Genomic DNA, 20,436 nt, shown 5'->3' on the forward strand with positions numbered 1-20,436 from the left:
GCCCACGGCGAACCTTGCGGCATCGCCTTGAGAATCGGAGCCCATCGGTGGGGTTGACGCGGGTCGATAGCACGGCCGCGTGACGAATCAAAGCAATTCGGGCCGCTGGCCAGCCATGCACAGGGTTTTTTGAGCCGGAATCGGCGATCTCGGCCCCACGCGACAGCACCCTGACCGTCATTCCGGAGCATGCCCGGGAACGATGAGAGAGCGGAAGCGGCGGCCCCAGAATGACGGAGGCGCAGAGTCACACCGTTTTCACGCAGGGTTTAGGTGCCATGCGCCGATCAGCGATGGTCGCCGCCGGGCGGCGGTGTTAAGCCGCAAACTGCACCCGTCCTTTCCGATTTTCGTTACCGATCCTCATGGTCGACAAGCAACGCGTCATTCCGCTGATCGTGGCCACTGCTCTCTTCATGGAGAACATGGATTCCACTGTCATCGCCACTTCGCTGCCGGCGATCGCCGCCGACATCGGCACCAGCCCGCTGACGCTGAAGCTCGCGATCACGTCCTATCTTCTATCCCTCGCGGTGTTCATCCCGGCGAGCGGCTGGACCGCCGATCGGTTCGGGGCGCGGATGGTGTTCGCGATCGCGGTCGGTGTGTTCATGGTCGGCTCGGTCGGTTGCGCGCTCTCGACCTCGGTCACCGACTTCGTGTTCGCGCGCATCCTGCAGGGCATGGGCGGGGCGATGATGACACCGGTCGGGCGCCTCGTGCTGCTGCGCTCGGTCGACAAGAGCGCGCTGGTCAATGCGATGGCCTGGGTCACCGTCCCCGCCCTCATCGGCCCCGTGATCGGACCGCCGCTCGGCGGCTTCATCACGACCTACGCATCCTGGCACTGGATCTTCCTGATCAACATCCCGATCGGGTTGCTCGGCATCTTCATGGCGCTGCGCTACATCGATCCCATCAAGAGCGAGGAACGCGAGCCGTTCGATCTCTATGGCATGGTGCTCGCGGGCATCGGCCTCGCGGGTATCGCCTTCGGCCTGTCGGTTGCCGGTCTCAACCTGTTGCCCTGGAGCACGGTTGCCGCGTTGATCGCAGGTGGTGCGATCTCGATGACGCTCTACGTCATTCACGCGCGGCGCACCGGGTCGCCCGTGCTGGATTTTTCGCTTCTGAGGCTGCCGACGCTGCGGGCGGCCGTGTTGGGCGGCTTCCTGTTCCGGCTCGGTATCGGCGCACTGCCTTTCCTGCTGCCGCTGCTGATGCAGATCGGTTTCGGCCTCTCGCCGTTCCATTCGGGTCTCGTCACCTTTGCCTCCTCGTTAGGAGCCATGGGAATGAAGACGCTGGCGGCGCGGATCATCCGCACCTTCGGCTTCCGCAACCTGATGACGGTGAATGCGATCATCAGCGCCTTCTTCCTCGGCGTCTGCGCCCTGTTCACGGTGACGACGCCGCTGCTCATCATCATGGTCATCCTGGTGGTCGGCGGCTTCTTCCGCTCGCTGGAGTTCACCGCGATCAACACGGTGGCCTATGCCGAGGTCGAGACCGCGCAGATGAGCCGCGCCACGACGCTCGTCAGCGTCAACCAGCAGCTGGCGGTCTCCGCGGGCGTCGCGCTCGGTGCGGCCTGCGTCGAGACGACGATGTGGTTCAGTCATGTCAGCGAGCTCAACGCCACCGTGTTCGCGCCGGCTTTCGTCGTGGTCGCGCTGGCCTCGGCGGCGTCCAGCTGGTTCTTCTGGCAGATGCCCGCCGATGCCGGCCACGAGATCTCCGGCCGAAAGGCGGTCGAGATCGCCAGCCGCAAGGGCGCGGGCAAGGGTGCCGAGAAGGCGGCGGTCAAGGCGGCGTCGGAGGATACGCAGGACGTGCGGGATCAGCGGCTGGGGTAGCGCAGTCCCTGTAGCTTGCGGCTACGCCGTTTCCCCGCCCCGAAACCCCGTCGCCAGCACGTAGCGTTCCGAGGAATCCTGCCGGCTCGCCGCCGGCTTGACGTGGCGCACCGCTGCAAAATCGCGTTTGAGCTGGGCGAGCAGGTCGGCATCGGCGCCGCTCTGGAACGTCTTGGCGAGGAACGTGCCGCCCGGCTTGAGCACATCGCGGGCAAACGCAGCCGCGGTCTCGACCAGGCCGACGATGCGGAGCTGGTCGGTCTTGCGGTGTCCGGTCGTGTTGGCGGCCATGTCGGACATCACGACATCGGCCTTGCCGCCGAGCATCGCGGTGAGCTTGTCGGGGGCATCATTGTCCATGAAATCGAGCTGCGCGAAATCGACGCCGGGAATCTCGGGCATCTCCAACAGATCGATGGCGACGACCTTGCCCTTGCCCTCCGTCGAGCCGACGCGCTTGGCCGCGATCTGACTCCAGCCCCCCGGCGCGGCGCCGAGATCGACCACGGCCATGCCGGGTTTCAACAGCCGATACTTGTCATCGATCTCGAGGAGCTTGAAAGCCGCGCGCGAGCGATAGCCGGCTGCCTTGGCCTTGGCGACATAGGGATCATTGAGCTGCCGCTCCAGCCACAGCTTCGACGACAGTTTGCGCTTGCCGCCGGTCTTGACCTGGACGTGCAAGCGGCCGGTGGTGTCCTTGGCCATGTCACCAGCTCCTGAGCGCGCCGTCCTCGCGCATCATCTCGACCAGCATGCCCTCGCGCAGGCCGCGGTCGGCAACGCGCAGGCGCGGCAGCGGAAAGGCGCGCCGGATGGCATCGAGGATGGCGCAGCCGGCCAGCACGAGATCGGCGCGCTCGACGCTGATGCAGCTGTTGGCGGCGCGCTCCTCGTAGCTCATGCCCAGCAGCTTGCTGATGGTCGCGGTGATGTCGGCGTCGTTCATCCAGATGCTGTCGATGCGGCGCCGGTCGTAGCGGGCGAGATTGAGGTGAATGCCGGCGAGCGTCGTCACCGTGCCCGACGTGCCGAGCAGATGCATGTCGGCGAGCTCGCGACCGTGCTCTTCTGCGAACGGCGCGACATGGCTGGCGACCTCCTGCTCCATCGCGGCATAGATCCCGGGCGTCACGTCCCGACCGCCGAACTGCTCGGCGAGCGTGACCACACCGTAGGGAATCGACATCCAGGCCTTGATGCGCGGTTCCGGATCTGCGGGATCGCGCTCGATCCGCACCAGCTCCGTCGAGCCGCCGCCGATGTCGAACAGGATCGCGCCGCGTCCTCTGGGATCGATCAGCGGCGAGCAGCCGAGCACGGCGAGCGCGGCTTCGGTCTCGCGGTCGATCACCTCGAGCTCGATGCCGGTCTCGGCGGCAACGCGGCTGCGAAAACCCTCCGCGTTCGAGGCCGCGCGGCAGGCCTCGGTCGCGATCAGCCGCAACCGCCGCGCCTTCCGCAGATTGATCTTGTCGCGGCAGATGCTGAGCGCCGCGATGGCGCGCTCGATCGCAGCTTCGCTGATGCACCCCGTCGCCGAGACCCCTTCGCCGAGCCGGATGATGCGCGAGAAGGAATCGACCACGCGAAAACCGTCCTGGGTCGGACAGGCAATCAGCAGTCTGCAATTGTTGGTGCCGAGGTCCAGCGCCGCATAGACGCCGGTTCCCGCCGCCTGTGCGGGGATGGAAGGTTTGGTGGCCAACGCCACCGCCGCCATCGACCCCTCCAGCTCGCCGTGCGGCCCATGGCCGTCACCGAGCCGCGTGTGGTCATTCATACAAACTGTCTTTCCGCGGCCAATCTGGCCGGTCTGGAATTGATTTTTCGCTTGAAACATTAGCAGCGCGGCAGGCCTGCGCAACAACGCATCACATGGGACCATGCCCATTCGTGCGTTGTCGTGAACGGGGGCGTGGGTTATCTGAGAGAGGTCCGGTGCCCTGCTGCCGCGAAAATGCGCAAATGCCGGTTTTTCAGGTCAATTCCATGCAAGAACACACCAAATCGACCACGCTCGAGAACGCTATTGCACTGCAAAAGTACGGCGTCGGACAACCGGTCCGCCGGAAGGAGGACGACACGCTGGTGCGCGGCAAGGGCCGCTACACCGACGATTTCAACCTGCCGGGCCAGGCCTATGCCGTGGTCGTCCGCTCCACCCATGCCCATGGCGTCATTCGTGGGATCGGCATCGAGGCCGCCAAGGCGATGCCGGGCGTGCTGGGGGTATGGACCGGGAAAGATCTCGATGCCGCCGGCTACGGCCCCTTCACCTGCGGCCTGCCCCTGAAGAGCCGTGACGGCTCGCCCCTGCGCCAGACCAACCGCCAGCCGCTCGCGACCGACAAGGTCCGCTTCGTCGGCGATCCCGTCGCCTTCGTTGTCGCAGAGACGCTGGCACAGGCGCGTGATGCGGCCGAGGCGGTCGAGCTCGATATCGAGCCGCTGCCCGCGGTGACTGATCCTGAGGAAGCTTCCAGGCCCGGCGCGCCGCAGCTTTACGACCACATCCCCAACAACGTGGCGCTCGACTATCATTATGGCGACACGGAGAAGGTGAACGCCGCTTTTGCCAGCGCCGCTCATGTGACCAAGCTCGACATCGAGAACACCCGTGTCGCCGTGGTCTCGATGGAGCCGCGCGTCGGTCTTGCCTCCTATGACAAGAAGACCGAGCGCTACACGCTTCAGGTGCCGACGCAAGGCGTGGCCGGCAACCGCACCAATCTCGCCAAGAACTTGAAAGTGCCGAACGAGAAGGTTCGCATCCTCACCGCCAATGTCGGCGGCTCCTTCGGCATGAAGAACATCAACTATCCGGAATATATGTGCATCCTTTACGCGGCCAAGACGCTGGGCCGCCCGGTGAAATGGCTCGATGAACGCTCGACCGCCTTCCTCTCCGACAGCCATGGCCGTGCGCAGAAGATCCATGCCGAGCTCGCGCTCGATGCCGACGGGCATTTCCTCGCGGCGAAGCTTTCCGGTTATGGCAATCTCGGCGCCTACATCACCGGCGTTGCGCCGGGCCCGCTCTCGCTCAACACCGGCAAGAATTTTTCCAGCGTCTATCGCACGCCGCTGATGGCCGTCGACATCAAGGTGGTGCTCACCAACACCACGTTGATGGGCGCCTATCGCGGCGCCGGCCGGCCCGAGGCGAACTACTACATGGAACGCCTGATCGACCGCGCCGCCGACGAGATGGGCATCGACCGGCTGGCCTTGCGCAAGCGCAACTTCATCAAGCCGAACCAGATCCCGTTCGCGGCCTCCTCCGGTGTCACCTATGACAGCGGCGACTTCCAGGCCGTATTCAACAAGGCGCTCGAAATCTCCGACCACGAGAATTTCGCCAAGCGCAAGAAGGAAAGCAGGAAGGCCGGCAAGCTGCGCGGCATCGCGGTCGGTTCCTATCTCGAGGTCACGGCGCCGCCGAGCCCCGAGCTGGGCAAGATCGTGTTCGACGCCGACGGCACCGTGCAGCTCATCACCGGCACGCTCGACTATGGCCAGGGCCATGCCACGCCGTTCGCGCAGGTGCTGAGCGCGCAATTGGGGGTGCCCTTCGACAGCATCAAGCTGGTGCAGGGCGACAGCGACATCGTGCACACCGGCAACGGCACCGGCGGCTCGCGCTCGATCATGGCGAGCGGCCAGGCCATCGTTGGCGCGGCAAAGCTGGTCATCGAGAAAGGCAAGCGCGCTGCGGCGCATATGCTCGAAGCGTCCGAGGCCGACATCGAATTCGCCGATGGCAGGTTCACGATCGCGGGCACCGATCGCAGCATCGACATCATGGAGCTGGCCAAGAAACTGCATGACGGCAAGGTGCCGGAGGGCGTGCCTGATACGCTCGACGTCGATCACACCAGCGAACCGATCGCCTCCGCATTCCCGAACGGCTGCCACGTCGCCGAGGTCGAGATCGATCCCGAGACCGGCGTGGTGCAGATCGTGCGCTACAGCGCGGTCAACGATTTCGGCACGGTGATCAACCCGATGCTGGTCGCGGGCCAGCTCCATGGCGGCGTGGTCCAAGGCATCGGCCAGGCGCTGATGGAGCATGTCCGCTACGACGAGAGCGGCCAGCCGATCACGGGCTCGTTGATGGATTACGCCCTGCCACGCGCCGAGGACGTGCCGAACATGACCGTCGGCGACCACCCGGTGCCGGCCACGACCAATCCGCTCGGCAGCAAGGGCTGCGGCGAAGCCGGTTGCGCCGGCAGCCTGTCGACGGTGGTGAACGCCGTGATCGATGCGCTGTCCGAGTACGGCATCAAGCACATTGACATGCCGCTGACCCCCGAGCGCGTGTGGCGCGCGATCCAGGAGGCGAAGGCCAAGGCGGCGTAAGGGTGGATTCGTCGTTCCGGGGCGATGCAACGCATCGAACTACGGTGCGCACCTTGCGCACCTGAGAACCTCGAGATTCCGGGTTCGGTCCTCGCGGACCGCCCCGGAATGACAGTCAACACCTACGCTGCCGCCTGCTCGCGCGGCTGGTAGATCGCGGTGTGCTGGCAATGAGCGAGCGGCGTCGTGCCGTTGGCGACGACGAGGGCGTCGAACTCGACGAAGCGGTGGCCCTTCTTTTCGTAGTTCGCAGTGACCTTGGCGCGCGCACTGATCTCGTCACCGACGCGCGCCGCCGACAACAGCTGCATGCGGCTGCCGACGTGAATCCACGGGCCCAGGATGGTGTTGTCGACCAGCACGCGGTTCATCACCCGCTGGATCAGGCCGGGATGGCCAAGCCCCTCGCGCGCGAAGATCGGATCGAACTCCCTGATGTCCGCAAGATAATCAGCGGCGTCCTGCCCGGCCCAGCGTCGGGGTGTTGTGCCGAACCATTTGCCCGTTTCGAACGTCGCGGGGCTGACCGGCGTGCGCTCGGCGACGGCTGGGACCGCAACATAGTCGCTCAGCGAGACGGCCGGCGCAGCCGCCGGCAGCGACGCCGTCCCCGTGGCGCACAGCTCGGTGCGGCTGAACACCTCGATCGTGAGCAGGTCGTTGTGCTCCATCGCGTCCACGTCGGCGGTCTCGCCGTCATAGACGGGCTTGATGAAGCGCGCCTCGATCAGCCCGCGCGACAGGAAGTCCCGCCCCCAGCGAACGGTCGGCACGTGCATCATGTAGGCGAAGACGTCGACGCCCGGGACCAGCCCGCCGGAAAAGCCGAAGCGGCGGGCCACGGTATCGTCGTGCATCTTATTTTCGGATTGTTTGGCGGTGTTGTAGGCCTCGACGCGGTAGGTTTCGAGCCGGTTCGGCATGGTTTGGCGTTCCCCATATTCTTGTTTCAGGGTGGATCGTAAGCCCCCGGGAACAGCGGTCAATCCCCTCGCCTTTGCGGCCCGGATGGGGTACCACGCGGCGAATGAGCGACACCCCCACCCGCATCTATGTCGACGCCGACGCCTGTCCGGTGAAGGACGAGATCTATCGCGTCGCGCTCCGGCACGGTGTGCCGGTGAGCGTCGTCGCCGGCAATTTCATTCGGGTGCCGCAGGACCCATCGATCGAGCGCATCGCCGCAGGCGCCGGCATGGACGCGGCCGACGACTGGATCGCCGAGCGCGCCAGACCCGGCGACATCGTCGTGACCTCGGACATCCCGCTGGCGAGCCGCTGCGTCAAGGCGGGCGCCGACGTGATCGCGCCGAACGGCAAACCATTCACGGAAGAGTCGATTGGAATGACGCTCGCGGTTCGCAATCTGATGACCGATCTGCGCTCGGCCGGCGAAGTCACCGGCGGGCCTCGATCGTTCGCGCCGCGCGACCGTTCCGCTTTCCTCTCGGCACTCGACCAGACGCTGCGCCGGATCGCCCGCCGCCGCGCTGATGCGACGGCCACGAGTCGGGGTTGATCATGGCGCCGCCGCTGATCCAGCTGAAAGACATCAGGTTGACCTTCGGCGGCACGCCGCTGCTGTCGGGCGTCGAGCTCAACGTCGCCCCGAGTGAACGGGTCTGCCTGATCGGCCGCAACGGCTCCGGCAAATCGACGCTGCTCAAAATCGCTGCCGGCCTCGTCGAGCCCGACGGCGGCACGCGCTTCGTGCAGCCCGGCGCCACTGTTCGCTATCTGCCGCAGGAGCCGGATTTCGGCGAGCACGAGACCACGCTCGCCTATGTCGAGTCCGGGCTCGCGCCCGGGGACGACCAGCACCAGGCGCGCTATCTCCTCGAGCAGCTCGGACTCACCGGCGAGGAGAACCCGCACAATCTCTCCGGCGGCGAGGCGCGCCGCGCAGCGCTGGCCTATGTGCTGGCGCCCTCGCCCGACATCCTGCTGCTGGACGAGCCGACCAACCACCTCGATCTCTCCACCATCGAGTGGCTGGAGCAGGAGCTCGACAGCCGCCGCAGCGCGCTGGTGATCATCAGCCACGACCGTCGCTTCCTCACCAATCTCTCCCGCTCCACCGCCTGGCTCGACCGCGGCAAGATCAAGCAGATCGACCGCGGCTTCGCCTCGTTCGAGGCCTGGCGCGATGAGGTGCTCGCGGAGGAGGAGCGCGACCAGCACAAGCTCGACCGCAAGATCGTCGACGAGGAGCATTGGCTCCGCCACGGCGTTTCCGGCCGCCGCAAGCGCAACGTCAAGCGCCTCGCCAATCTGCATGCGCTACGCGACCAGCGCCGCAACTATCGCGGCACCGCCGGCAGCGCCAACCTCGCTGCAGCGGAAGCGGAGCAATCCGGCAAGCTCGTGATCGAGGCCAAGGGCATCAGCAAGACCTATGGCGAGCGCAAGATCGTCGACAATTTCTCGACCCGGATCCAGCGCGGCGACCGGCTCGGCATCATCGGCCCGAATGGGGCCGGCAAGACCACCCTTGTCAATCTGCTGACCGGCGCGATGCAGCCTGATTCCGGCACGGTGCGGCTGGGAGCCAATCTGGAGATGGCAACGCTCGACCAGCACCGTGAAAGCCTCGATCCCAAGTCGACGCTGGCGGAAGCCCTCACCGGCGGTCGCGGCGATCACATCATGGTCGGCGGCAAGCCGAAGCATGTGGTGGGCTACATGAAAGACTTCCTGTTCGCGCAGGAGCAACGCGGCACGCCGCTCGAAGTGCTCTCGGGCGGCGAGCGCGGCCGGCTGATGCTGGCCCGCGCACTGGCAAAGCCCTCGAACCTCCTGGTGCTCGACGAGCCGACCAACGATCTCGATCTGGAGACCCTCGACGTGCTCGAGGAGATGCTCGGCGACTATGACGGCACGGTCATCCTGATCAGCCACGATCGCGACTTCCTCGACCGCGTCGTCACCTCCGTGATCGCACCCGAGGGCAACGGCAGGTGGATCGAATATGCCGGCGGCTACAGCGACATGCTGGTGCAGCGCGGCGCCGACCTGAAGCGCGAGACGGCGAAGGCCCAGCCGGTGGCGGAGAAGAAAGAGGAGCGGCCGGCTGCTCCCGCATCCGCTCCCAAACGGAAGCTGAGCTTCAACGAGAAGCACGCGCTGGAAACGCTGCCGAAGAAGATGGAGACGTTGCAGGCCGACATTGCAAGGCTGCAGCGCGTGCTGGACGATCCCAACCTCTATGCCAAGGATCGCAAGACATTCGACGATACATCGGCCGCCATCGCCAAGGCGCACGAAGAACTGTCCGCCGCCGAGGAGCGCTGGCTCGAACTTGAAATGCTTCGCGAAGAGATAGAGCAGGCTTAGATCATGACGACGTCCCTCGCCGCAAAGATCGCCCGTGAATACGGCACGCCCTGCGCGGTCATCGATTTGGACCGGGTCGAGCGCAACATCGCGCGGATTCAGAAGGCCTGCGACGATGCGGGAGTCGCCAACCGTCCTCACATCAAGACGCACAAGAACCCGACCATCGCCAAGATGCAGGTCGCGGCCGGAGCCAAGGGCATCACCTGCCAGAAGCTCGGCGAGGCCGAAATCATGGCCAATGCCGGCATCGACGACATCCTGATCAGCTATAATCTCCTCGGCGAGGAGAAGATGGCGCGGCTGGCTGCATTGCAGACGAAGGCCAAAATGACGGTCGCTGCCGACAATTCCACGGTCGTCGCGGGGTTGCCCAAGGCAGCGGCGACATCAGGGCGTACGCTCTCGGTCGTGGTCGAATGCGACACAGGCCGCAAGCGTGCAGGTGTCGAGACGCCGGCCGAAGCGATTGCGCTGGCGCGTGAGATCGCGGGGTCGAAGGGACTCGAGTTTGCCGGCTTCATGCTGTATCCGACCGAGACCGGCTGGGCCGAGGCGCAGAAGTTTTACGACGAAGCATTGGCCGGCGTGCGGGCACACGGGCTGGATGCCAAGATCGTCTCCACCGGAGGCACGCCGAACCTGAAGAATCTCGGCAAGCTGAAGGGCGGCACCGAGCACCGCTTCGGCACCTATATTTATAACGACCGCATGCAGGTGGCGGCCGGCGTCGCCAGCTGGGACGACTGCGCGCTGCACATCTATTCCACCGTGGTGAGCCGCGCCGCGCCCGAGCGCGGCATCCTCGATGCCGGCTCGAAGACGCTGACGACAGATACCGGCGGCCTCGATGGTCACGGCCTGATCCTCGAGCACCCCGAAGCGAAAATCGCGAAGTTCGCCGAGGAGCACGGCTTCCTCGACCTCTCCCGCAGCAACACCCGCCCCAATGTGGGCGATGTCGTTCGCATCGTGCCGAACCATGTCTGCGTGGTCGTCAACATGATGGACGAAGTGGTGATGGTGCGCGGCGAAGAGATCATCGGCACGCTGCCGGTGGCAGCAAGGGGGAAGCTGCGGTAGGCGCCCTCTGCTTCGCGACCGTCATTGCGAGGAACTCGCCCGCAATGACGGTAAGTAGCGCTTCAGCCACTCCAGCGCGCCCCTGCCCGCGGCGGCACCGGTCGCAAAGGACGACTGGAGCAGATAGCCGCCGGTCGGCGCTTCCCAGTCCAGCATCTCGCCGGCGGCGAACACGCCGGGCAGCTTGCGGATCATGTAATCAGCATCGAGCTCATCGAACGAGATGCCGCCGGCACTCGATATCGCGCGCGCAATCGGCGCCACCCCGGTCAGCTTGATCGGCACGGCGTTGATGAACTCCGCCAATCGTTCCGGCGACATCGTCGACAACGACTGGCCTGCATTGATCGTGGCTTCCTGCAACAGCCCGACGGCGACGGGCGAAAGCTGCACAGCCTTGCGCAGGAAGTTGGAGAGCGATTGCTTGCCGCGCGGTGCGGACAGGCGTCTGGCAAGCTCGAGCTGATCGATGTCCGGGCGCAAGGCGACGTGCAGCACCGCCTCGTGCTTCACGGCGATCGCCTCGCGCAGTTCGGCTGACAGCGCATAGATCACGCCGCCCTCGATGCCGGACTGCGTGACAACAGCCTCGCCGCGAAGCCTGTGCAGACCGAAGCTCAGCGCGATCCCCTTGAGCGGCTGCCCCTCGAAGCGCGCGCGGAAGACGTCGGACCAGCTAACTGTGAAGCCGGAATTGGCGGGCCGAAGCGGCGAGATGGCGATGCCTCTGTCGGCCAGGATGCTCGCCCAGCCGCCGTCCGAGCCCAGCCGCGGCCAGCTTGCACCACCGAGCGCCAGCACGGTGGCGTCGGCAGTGACAGCCTTCGTGCCATCGATCGTTTGAAACGCCAGCCTCCCCTCGTCGTCCCACCCGATCCAGCGATGACGAAACGCAAAGCGCACGCCGGCGGCATCGAGCCGCCGCAGCCAGGCGCGCAGCAAGGGCGAGGCCTTGAACGCCTTCGGAAACACGCGGCCGCTGGTGCCGATGAAGGTCGGCTCGCCCAGCGCCTCGCTCCAGGTGCGTAGCGCGTCCGGAGGGAACGCGGCGATCGCCGCGTGCAGCTTCGGCGCCGCCTCGCGATAGCGCGCCATGAACTGCGGCAACGGCTCGCTGTGGGTGAGATTGAGGCCGCCGCGGCCGGCCATCAGGAATTTGCGGCCTGCCGATGGCATGGCGTCATAGACGGTGACGCGGATGCCGCCCTGCGCCAGCACCTCCGCAGCCATCAGCCCGGCGGGACCGGCGCCGATGATGGCGACGTGGTTGTCAGGTGATGTCATAGCGGGAGTCCAGGCCAGGTCCTCGCGTCTAGCTCGTCATTCCGGGGCGCGCCTCGCGCGTGCCCGGAATCCATTGGGCGGCAGAGGCGGTGGCAGGACGGATTCCGGGGCTCGCCCTTCGGGCGCCCCGGAATGACGGAAAACTACAGCTTGATGCCCGCCCTTGCCGCGGCTTGCGCCACATATTTCTGCGTCTGCTCGAAGGCACCCGTCAACGCCCTCGCCTTCGACATGTCGCTGATCTCGGCGAAATGCGCGGCCACCGCGTCCGGAGTCCATTCGGATTCCGGCAGGTTGATGCCCTCGCTCTCCAATATCTTGATCACGGCGAACGAGCCGGCGCCGGCACCCATGATGGTGCGGGTCGGCGCGTCCTCGCTCAGCATGTACTCGACCGCCGGCGTGATCGCGTTCGGCTTCATCAATTGCAGCGCCTGCGGCGGCAGCAGCTCTTCGGTCATGCGGGTTGCCGCGGTGGGCGAGATGATGTTGACGCGAATGTTGTTCTTGCGGCCTTCCTCGGCCAGCACGTTCATCAGGCCAACCATGCCGGATTTCGCCGCGCCGTAATTGGCCTGGCCGAAATTGCCGTAGAGCCCCGAGGACGACGTCGTCAGCACGATGCGGCCGTAATTGCGATCGCGCATGCCGGCCCAGGCCGCCTTGCAGCAATAGAAGGTGCCGACGAGATGCACGTCGAGCACCTTCTGGAAATCGGCCACCTCCATCTTGCCGAACGATTTGTCGCGGAGGATGCCGGCATTGGCGCAGAGAAGATCGACGCTGCCCCATTCCTTGGTGGCGCGCTCGACCATGGCGGTGACCTGCTCGAAATTCGACACGTCCGCGCCGTCGGCCATCGCGGTGCCACCCGCTTTGCGGATCTCCTCAACCACCGCCTCCGCCGGCGACAGCGAGCCGCCGGTGCCGTCACGCGCGCCGCCGAAATCGTTGACCACGACCTTGGCGCCGCGGCTGGCCAACCCCAGCGCGTGCGCCTTGCCGAGACCATTGCCCGCGCCGGTGACGATGGCGACGCGTCCGTCGAACCTGATTGCCATGAGTGTGCTTCCTTTCTTCCTTCTCCCCTTGTGGGAGAAGGTGGCCATCGGCGGCCTACGGCCGCCGTACCTAAAATGGACGCCGACGCGTAGCGTCGGCTACGGCGCCGGATGAGGGTATCTCTCGGCAGCCGAGTTCGTGGAGAGACACCCCTCACCCGGCTTCGCGTTCCGCGAAGCCACCCTCTCCCACAAGGGCAGAGGGGGCACCGAGCGCGATTTGACCGGCTTTTTGAGCAGCGATGGAGGACCGGGTCAAGCCCGGCCGGGACTTACGCGAAATAGATCAGGCCGAGCCAGTCGGCGACGAGCGCGGGCTTGTCCTCGCCTTCGATCTCCACAGTGACGTTGGTGCGGGACTGCAATTCGTTGGGCTTGCGGAGCTTCGCTTCCGCCAGCACGAAGCGGCCGCGCACGCGCTTGCCCGCGCGCACTGGCGAGATGAAACGCAGCTTGTCGAAGCCGTAGTTCACGCCCATCGTGGTGCCGGCGATCACCGGCATCACCTCGTAGGACATGATCGACAGCAGCGACATCGTGAGAAAGCCGTGCGCGATGGTAGTGCCGAACGCGGTCTCTCTCTTCGCGCGTTCCGGATCGACGTGGATGAACTGGTGATCCTCGATCACGTCGGCATAGGTGTCGATACGGGGTTGGTCGATCAGGTGCCACGACGACACGCCGATCTCCTTGCCGACCATGGCCTGATAGGCCTCGAGCGTGATGGGCGGCTTCTTCCAGACTTCGTTCATTCATGACTCCAACCACTGTCATTCCGGGTTCGATGCTGCGCATCGCCCCGGAATGACGCGCTCTCTTCGTTCACCTAGCTTTCGCCCCGAATCTTTGACAGCTCCGGGAAATCCTCCTCGCGGAATTCCCGGCCGCGCAGCGGATCGTCGCGATCATTGTCGCGCTCCAGCCGTCGTAGCTGGACGCGACGGATCTTTCCCGAGATCGTCTTCGGCAGCTCGGTTACGATTTCGAGACGACGGATGCGCTTGAATGGCGCAAGGCGCGTGTGAAGATGTTTGAAGATGGAGAGCGCGGTCTCGGGTGAACGCTCCGTGCCCGACGTCAGCAGCACGAAGGCCTTTGGGATGGCGAGCCGAATCGGGTCGGGGCTCGGCACCACCGCCGCTTCCGCGACCAGCTCATGCTCGAGCAGCACGCTCTCGAGCTCGAACGGACTGATGCGGTAATCCGATGATTTGAACACGTCGTCGGCGCGGCCGACGAAGGTGAGATAGCCCTCGTCGTCTTCGAAGACCACGTCGCCGCTGCGATAGAGCTCGCCTTCGGCGCCAGACAGCTTGCCGTCGTCGCCCTGATAGCCCTGCATCAAGCCGGCGGGACGATCGGCGCCCAGCATCAGCGTGACCTCGCCTTCCTTCGCCGGATTGCCGTCGGCATCGCTGATCTGCACGCGATAGCCCGGCAGCGGCCGGCCCATCGAGCCGACCTTGATCTTCTGGCCGGGCGAGTTGCCGGCAAGCGCCGTGGTTTCGGTCTGGCCATATCCGTCACGGATGGTGAGCCCCCAGGCCGCCCGCACCTGATCGATCACCTCCGGGTTCAGCGGTTCGCCGGCGCCGCAGACCTCGCGCAGGGCCACCTTGAACGAGGCCAGGTTCTCCTGGATGAACAGCCGCCACACCGTCGGCGGCGCGCACAGCGTGGTGACGCCGCAGCGGCCGATGGTGGCGAGCAGCGCCTTGGCATCGAAGCGCGGCTGGTTGACCACGAACACGGTCGCACCCGCGTTCCAAGGCGCGAAGAAGCAGCTCCAGGCGTGCTTGGCCCAGCCGGGCGAGGAGATGTTGAGGTGGATGTCGCCGGGCTTCAATCCGATCCAGTACATGGTGGAGAGATGGCCGACGGGATAGCTGCGCTGGCTGTGCCGCACCAGCTTTGGCTTTGCCGTGGTGCCTGAAGTGAAATAAAGCAGCATCGGGTCGTCGGCATTGGTCGGACCGTCAGGCGTGAAACTCTCCGCGGCTTTCGCTGCCTCGTCATAGGTCAGCCATCCATCGGGCGCCGCGCCGACCACGATGCGGACGACATTCTCGGTACCAAGGCTCGCGAACTTGGCCACCTGGTCCTCGGCCGCCACCACCGCTTTCGCCTTGCCGCGATCGAGCCGGTCGCGAAGTTCGTTGGCGGTCAGCAGCGTGGTCGCTGGGATCACGACAACGCCGAGCTTCATCGCCGCCAGCATCGTCTCCCAGAGCGGAACCACGTTGCCGAGCAGCAGCAAGAGGTGATCGCCGCGCCTGAGCCCTTGCGCACGGAGGAAATTCGCGACCTGGTTCGAGCGCTTCGAGAGCGCCGCGAAGGAGAGCTTGGTCTGCTTGTCCTGCGCGGCGTCGACGATCCAGAGCGCAGCACGATCCTTGCTGTCCGGATTCGCCGCCAGATCGGCGTCGAACCAGTCGAGCGCCCAGTTGAAAGGAGCCGGATCGGGCCAGCGGAATCCTTTGACCGCTGCCTCGTAATCCGTGCGGTGCTTTAGCAGAAACGCGCGCGCTTCCTGAAATGTCGTCATCAAACTTTCCCGGCCAGACTCCTAACGTGCTTGATAATTCCGGAAAAATCCACCCCGCCCTGTCCGGCTGCGTCGAAAGACTGATAAATCTCCTGCGCATGCTTGCCGAGCGGCGTCGCCGCGCCCGCAGCCTTCGCCGCGTCCTGCGCCAAGGTCAGATCCTTCACCATCAGCGCCGAGGCAAAGCCCGGCTTGTAGTCGTTGTTCGCCGGCGAGGTCGGCACCGGGCCCGGCACCGGGCAATAGGTCGTCAGCGACCAGCACTGGCCTGACGAGGTCGAGGCGACATCGAACAGCGCCTGATGCGAAAGGCCAAGCTTCTCGCCCAGGGCAAAAGCCTCGCTCACCGCGATCATGGAGACGCCGAGGATCATGTTGTTGCAGATCTTTGCCGCCTGACCCGCGCCGGCACCGCCGCAATGCACGATCTTCTTGCCCATATTCTCGAGCACCGGTTTGGCGGCCGCGAACGCCTTCTCTTCGCCGCCGCACATGAAGGTGAGCGTTGCGCCCTTGGCGCCGCCGGTCCCCCCGGAGACGGGCGCGTCGACCGAGAGCACGCCGTGCTTGGCAGCTAGCGCATGCGCGGCCCTGGCGCTCTCGACGTCGATGGTGGAGCTGTCGATGATCAGCGCGCCCTTGGTCATGGCGGGGACGACCTCGTTCCAGACGCCGAGCACATGCTTGCCCGCCGGCAGCATGGTGACGACGACTTCGGCGCCCTTCACGGCCCCTGATGCGCTTTCCGCAACGCTGGCACCATCGGCCTTGGCCTGATTGCGCGAGGCCTCGACGAGGTCGAACGCCACGACCTTGTGGCCGGCCTTGACCAGATTGGCGGCCATCGGGCCACCCATGTTGCCGAGACCGATGAATGCGATCGTGGCCATTGTCGTTTCCTCCCGCTTGAGACGCTGATCTATTTCAAATTCAGCACAGTTGGCAGCTTTGGAACCACCTCTCCCCGGCAGGGAGAGGTGGTCCGAATTCTTCCGCATCGATTTGACGAGATTTCACACTAGTTGAACCTCAGCTCGTCGGCGCCGATCTCGGCGAGATACGGCGCAAGCATCTCCGGCGTCACATCCTCGATCCGCGGCGGTGACCAACTCGGATTGCGGTCCTTGTCGATCACGGCCGCGCGCACGCCCTCGCGGAAATCGTCGCTGCGGAACACTTCAAGCGCGGCGCGATATTCGCGAACCAGGCAGTCTTCCAGGCTCGATGCGGCGCGCGCGAGGCGCAACAGCTTCAGCGTCACCACCATGCCACGCGGCGACTTCTCGTTGAGCGTCTTGAGCGTGGCCATCGCGAATTCGGAGCCGTCGCGCGCGAGCGCCGCGAAGATGTCCTCCATGCGGTCGAAGCCGAACAGCGCATCGATCGTCGCCTGCTTCGCGGCAACCGGCCCGGCGGTCTCGCCCGTTGCAAAACCATCGATCAGCCTGGTCACATCGGCTGCGGTCGCGCCTTGGCGAACTTTGGCCAACGCCTCGCGCAGTTCCGGCCATTTGGCCACTGGCACCACGGCGTCCGCGAACCTGGCGTGGATCGCGTCGGGCCCGTTCATGGTCTGGCCGGTGAGGCCGAAATAGGTGCCGATCTCGCCGGGCGAGCGCGAGAGGAGCCAGGTGCCGCCGACATCCGGGAAGAAGCCGAGCCCGACTTCGGGCATTGCGAGCTTGGTGCGATCCGTCACGACACGATGGCTGGCATGGCCGGAAAGACCGACACCGCCACCCATGACGAGGCCATCCATGAACGCCACATAAGGCTTCGGATACTTCGCGATCCGTGCATTCATGACGTATTCCTGGCGCCAGAACCGCGCACCGAGATCGCCGCCTTCGCGTGAGCTCTCCCAGAGGCCGCGGATGTCGCCACCGGCGCAGAGGCCCCGCTCGCCAGCGCCTTCCAGGATGATCAGCCCGACCTCAGGATCGCTCTCGAAGCGGTCGAGCGCCGCGTCGATGCCGATGGACATTTCCAGCGTCATGGCATTGAGCGCCTTCGGCCGGTTGAGCCGGATCACCCCCGCTGCGCCCTCACGGCGAACGATGAGATCCCCCTCGTCCACTCCGCTCATCGGGCGCCCTCGATCAGTTTGCGCGCCACGATGAGACGCATGATTTCGTTGGTGCCTTCGAGGATCTGGTGCACGCGCAGGTCGCGCACGATCTTCTCGATGCCGTATTCGCTGAGGTAACCGTAACCGCCGTGAAGCTGCAGCGCGTGGTTGGCGACCTCGAAGCCCACATCGGTGCCGAACCGCTTGGCCATCGCGCAGAGCATGGTGGCGTCGGGGTCCTTCCGGTCGAGTGCCGCGGCTGCGCGCCACAGGAAAGTGCGGGCGGCTTCGAGCTCGATGGCCATGTCCGCAAGGCGGAACTGCAGCGCCTGGAATTCGTCCAGCCGCTTTCCGAACGCCTTGCGCTCTTTCATGTAGCTGCGCGCCTTGTCGAGTGCGGTCTGCGCACCCCCGAGCGAGCACGCCGTGATGTTGAGCCGGCCGCCGTCGAGGCCGGCCATCGCGATCTTGAAGCCCATACCCTCTTCGCTCAGCCGGTTAGCGACTGGCACGCGGGCGTTCTCGAACATCACCGCGCGGGTCGGCTGCGCGTTCCAGCCCATCTTGCGCTCGTTGGCGCCGAACGAGACGCCCGGAGTCTTGCCGTCGATGACGAGCGTCGAGATGCCACCGGGGCCGTCGCCGCCGGTTCGCACCATCGCAACCAGGAGGTCGGTGCCGCCGGCGCCCGAGATGAACTGCTTCTGGCCGTTGAGGACGTAATGGTCACCGTCGCGCACTGCGCGGGTGCGCAATGCCGCGGCGTCCGAGCCGGCGCCCGGCTCGGTGAGGCAGTAGCTCGCGATCAGCTCCATGGCGCAGAGCTTCGGCAGCCATTGGTGCCGCTGGGTGTCGCTGCCGAAGGCATCGATCATCCAGCTCGCCATGTTGTGAATGGAGATGAAAGCCGAGGTGGTCGGGCAGCCCGTCGCCAGCGCCTCGAAGATCAGCGCCGCATCGAACCGTGTCATGCCGGAGCCGCCGACATCGTCGCGGATGTAAATGCCGCCCATGCCGAGCGTGGCGGCCTCGCGCATGACCTCGACGGGGAAATGCTTCTCCTCGTCCCAGCGCAGCGTATGCGGCGCGATTTTTTCCGCCGCGAACGCGAGCGCCATGTCGCGAACCGCGATCTGATCTTCGTTCAGAGCGAACTGCATCGTTGCCGCTTACCCTCTTATCCAGCGTCATCGAGAGCACAGCAAAGCAATCCACGCTGCCCCCTCAGAAAGACTCTGGATTGCTTCGTCGCTACGCTCTCGCAATGACGCGCTGGGCTACAGCCTTACTTCATCAGCGGGATCGAGAACTCCGCGCCCTCCTTGACGCCGGACGGCCAGCGCGAGGTCACCGTCTTGGTCTTGGTGTAGAAGCGGATCGAGTCCGGACCGTGCTGGTTGAGGTCGCCGAAGCCCGACTTCTTCCAGCCGCCGAAGGTGTAATAGGCGATCGGCACCGGGATCGGCACGTTGATGCCGACCATGCCGACGTTGACCTTGGCGGCGAAGTCGCGCGCGGCGTCGCCGTCGCGGGTGAAGATCGCAACGCCGTTGCCGTAGTCATGCTCGGAGGGCAGCGCCAGCGCCTCCTTGTAGTCATGCGCGCGCACGACCGAGAGCACGGGACCGAAAATCTCTTCCTTGTAGATCCGCATGTCCTTGGTGACGTTGTCGAACAGCGAGCCTCCGAGATAGAAGCCGTTCTCATAGCCCTGCATCTTGAAGCCGCGGCCGTCGACGGCCAGCGTCGCGCCTTCCTTGATGCCGATGTCAATGTAGCTCTTGACCTTCTCGACCGCCTCGCGCGTCACCAGCGGACCGTAATCGGCCGACGGGTCGATCGAGGTGCCGATCTTCAACGACTCGACGCGCGGGATCAGCTTCTCCATGAGGCGGTCGGCGGTGGACTTGCCGACGGGCACCGCGACCGAGACGGCCATGCAGCGTTCTCCGGCCGAGCCGTAGCCGGCGCCGATCAGCGCGTCGACAGCCTGGTCCATGTCGGCGTCGGGCATGACGATGGCGTGGTTCTTGGCGCCGCCGAAGCACTGGCAGCGCTTCCCGGTCTGCGCCGCGCGCTCATAGATGTACTGCGCGATGGGCGTCGAGCCGACGAAGCCAATGGCCTTGATATCGGGATCGTCGAGGATGGCGTCGACCGCTTCCTTGTCGCCGTTGACGACGTTGAGGATGCCGGCCGGCAGGCCCGCCTCGATCATCAGCTCTGCGAGCTTCATCGGCACGCCGGGATCGCGCTCCGACGGCTTGAGGATGAAGGCGTTGCCGCAGGCGATCGCGGGCGCGAACTTCCACATCGGGATCATCGCCGGGAAGTTGAACGGCGTGATTCCGGCGACGACGCCGAGCGGCTGGCGCATCGAATAGATGTCGATGCCGGGGCCGGCCCCTTCGGTGTACTCGCCCTTCATCAGGTGCGGGATGCCGCAGGCGAATTCGACGACTTCGAGGCCGCGCTGGATGTCGCCCTTGGCATCAGGCACGGTCTTGCCGTGCTCACGCGCGAGCAACTCCGCGAGCTTGTCGTAATCGCGCTGGATCAGCTCCAGGAATTTCATCATCACGCGGGCGCGGCGCTGCGGATTGGTCGCGGCCCATTCCGGCTGTGCCGCGCGCGCGTTTTCGACGGCGGCGCGAACCTCGGCCTTGGACGCCAGCGCGACCTTCGCCTGCACGTCACCGGTCATCGGCTCGAAAACGTCGGCCGTGCGGCCCGAGGTGCCCTTGACCTCCTTGCCGCCGATGAAATGTCCGATTGAACGCATGGAATGATCTCCTTCAGGCCGAGCGTGGTCGCTTTGACAAATCCTATTGACCTGCATTT

At 65.4% G+C, this 20,436-nt stretch carries 16 protein-coding genes; 5 read left to right on the plus strand and 11 right to left on the minus strand.

Translation table 11 applies throughout. From position 1 onward, the window contains the following. Nucleotides 1–365: 365 nt before the first annotated feature. Complete coding sequence (locus ASG57_RS03990; protein ID WP_024338202.1) at nt 366–1,856, plus strand: MFS transporter; 1,491 nt, start codon at nt 366–368, stop codon at nt 1,854–1,856. A gap of 21 nt (nt 1,857–1,877) precedes the next feature. Here ASG57_RS03990 and ASG57_RS03995 read toward each other — a convergent pair whose 3' ends face one another. Further along, nucleotides 1,878–2,564: an RlmE family RNA methyltransferase gene (locus ASG57_RS03995; protein ID WP_024338203.1), complete on the minus strand. Its 687-nt coding sequence runs from the start codon at nt 2,562–2,564 to the stop codon at nt 1,878–1,880. A 1-nt stretch (nt 2,565) separates the two neighbouring features. Then, the gene (locus tag ASG57_RS04000) at nt 2,566–3,639 is read right to left on the minus strand and encodes a Ppx/GppA phosphatase family protein (RefSeq protein WP_024338204.1); all 1,074 of its coding nucleotides are present in this window, start codon (nt 3,637–3,639) and stop codon (nt 2,566–2,568) included. A 209-nt stretch (nt 3,640–3,848) separates the two neighbouring features. Between ASG57_RS04000 and ASG57_RS04005 the strand changes: the two genes are divergently transcribed. After that, the gene (locus tag ASG57_RS04005) at nt 3,849–6,221 is read left to right on the plus strand and encodes a xanthine dehydrogenase family protein molybdopterin-binding subunit (RefSeq protein WP_024338205.1); all 2,373 of its coding nucleotides are present in this window, start codon (nt 3,849–3,851) and stop codon (nt 6,219–6,221) included. Between the two features lie 122 nt (nt 6,222–6,343). On the opposite strand, the gene ASG57_RS04010 is transcribed toward ASG57_RS04005, so the two are convergent. Next, nucleotides 6,344–7,144, minus strand: a complete 801-nt coding sequence (locus tag ASG57_RS04010; RefSeq protein ID WP_024338206.1) for a hypothetical protein — start codon at nt 7,142–7,144, stop codon at nt 6,344–6,346. 104 nt (nt 7,145–7,248) lie between these two features. Between ASG57_RS04010 and ASG57_RS04015 the strand changes: the two genes are divergently transcribed. Genes ASG57_RS04015 through ASG57_RS04025 form a run of 3 tightly spaced genes read left to right on the plus strand, consistent with a single transcriptional unit; the run spans nt 7,249 to nt 10,637 of the window. Continuing rightward, entirely contained in the window at nt 7,249–7,740 is a 492-nt protein-coding gene (locus tag ASG57_RS04015; protein ID WP_024338207.1) for a YaiI/YqxD family protein, read from the plus strand. Nucleotides 7,741–7,742: 2 nt separating this feature from the next. After that, nucleotides 7,743–9,554: an ABC-F family ATP-binding cassette domain-containing protein gene (locus ASG57_RS04020; protein ID WP_024338208.1), complete on the plus strand. Its 1,812-nt coding sequence runs from the start codon at nt 7,743–7,745 to the stop codon at nt 9,552–9,554. A 3-nt stretch (nt 9,555–9,557) separates the two neighbouring features. After that, nucleotides 9,558–10,637, plus strand: coding sequence for a D-TA family PLP-dependent enzyme (locus ASG57_RS04025; protein ID WP_024338209.1), 1,080 nt, complete (start codon nt 9,558–9,560; stop codon nt 10,635–10,637). A gap of 21 nt (nt 10,638–10,658) precedes the next feature. Here ASG57_RS04025 and ASG57_RS04030 read toward each other — a convergent pair whose 3' ends face one another. The 8 genes from ASG57_RS04030 to ASG57_RS04065 form a co-directional block, all read right to left on the minus strand. Beyond that, complete coding sequence (locus tag ASG57_RS04030; RefSeq protein ID WP_024338210.1) at nt 10,659–11,921, minus strand: BaiN/RdsA family NAD(P)/FAD-dependent oxidoreductase; 1,263 nt, start codon at nt 11,919–11,921, stop codon at nt 10,659–10,661. Nucleotides 11,922–12,064: 143 nt separating this feature from the next. Then, nucleotides 12,065–12,982 carry an SDR family NAD(P)-dependent oxidoreductase gene (locus ASG57_RS04035; protein WP_024338211.1) on the minus strand — a complete coding sequence of 306 codons (918 nt, stop codon included), beginning with the start codon at nt 12,980–12,982 and terminating at the stop codon, nt 12,065–12,067. Between the two features lie 272 nt (nt 12,983–13,254). Beyond that, complete coding sequence (locus ASG57_RS04040) at nt 13,255–13,734, minus strand: MaoC family dehydratase (protein WP_024338212.1); 480 nt, start codon at nt 13,732–13,734, stop codon at nt 13,255–13,257. A gap of 74 nt (nt 13,735–13,808) precedes the next feature. Then, nucleotides 13,809–15,527 (minus strand): AMP-binding protein, encoded by a 1,719-nt coding sequence (locus tag ASG57_RS04045; RefSeq protein WP_024338213.1) that lies wholly within the window; start codon nt 15,525–15,527, stop codon nt 13,809–13,811. Beyond that, nucleotides 15,527–16,525 (minus strand): 3-hydroxyisobutyrate dehydrogenase, encoded by a 999-nt coding sequence (mmsB, locus tag ASG57_RS04050; RefSeq protein WP_283806170.1) that lies wholly within the window; start codon nt 16,523–16,525, stop codon nt 15,527–15,529. The genes ASG57_RS04045 and mmsB overlap by 1 nt, the downstream gene beginning before the upstream one ends. Nucleotides 16,526–16,545: 20 nt before the next feature. Beyond that, on the minus strand, nt 16,546–17,613 hold the full coding sequence (locus tag ASG57_RS04055; protein WP_024338215.1) for an enoyl-CoA hydratase/isomerase family protein: 1,068 nt from the start codon (nt 17,611–17,613) through the stop codon (nt 16,546–16,548). Further along, entirely contained in the window at nt 17,610–18,755 is a 1,146-nt protein-coding gene (locus tag ASG57_RS04060; protein WP_024338216.1) for an isobutyryl-CoA dehydrogenase, read from the minus strand. Before ASG57_RS04060 ends, ASG57_RS04055 begins: the two co-directional genes overlap by 4 nt. Before the next feature lie 125 nt (nt 18,756–18,880). Next, on the minus strand, nt 18,881–20,377 hold the full coding sequence (locus ASG57_RS04065) for a CoA-acylating methylmalonate-semialdehyde dehydrogenase (RefSeq protein ID WP_057195765.1): 1,497 nt from the start codon (nt 20,375–20,377) through the stop codon (nt 18,881–18,883). Nucleotides 20,378–20,436: the final 59 nt, after the last annotated feature.

It is taken from the genome of Bradyrhizobium sp. Leaf396, assembly GCF_001424605.1.
GTDB classification, from domain to species: domain Bacteria; phylum Pseudomonadota; class Alphaproteobacteria; order Rhizobiales; family Xanthobacteraceae; genus Bradyrhizobium; species Bradyrhizobium japonicum_C.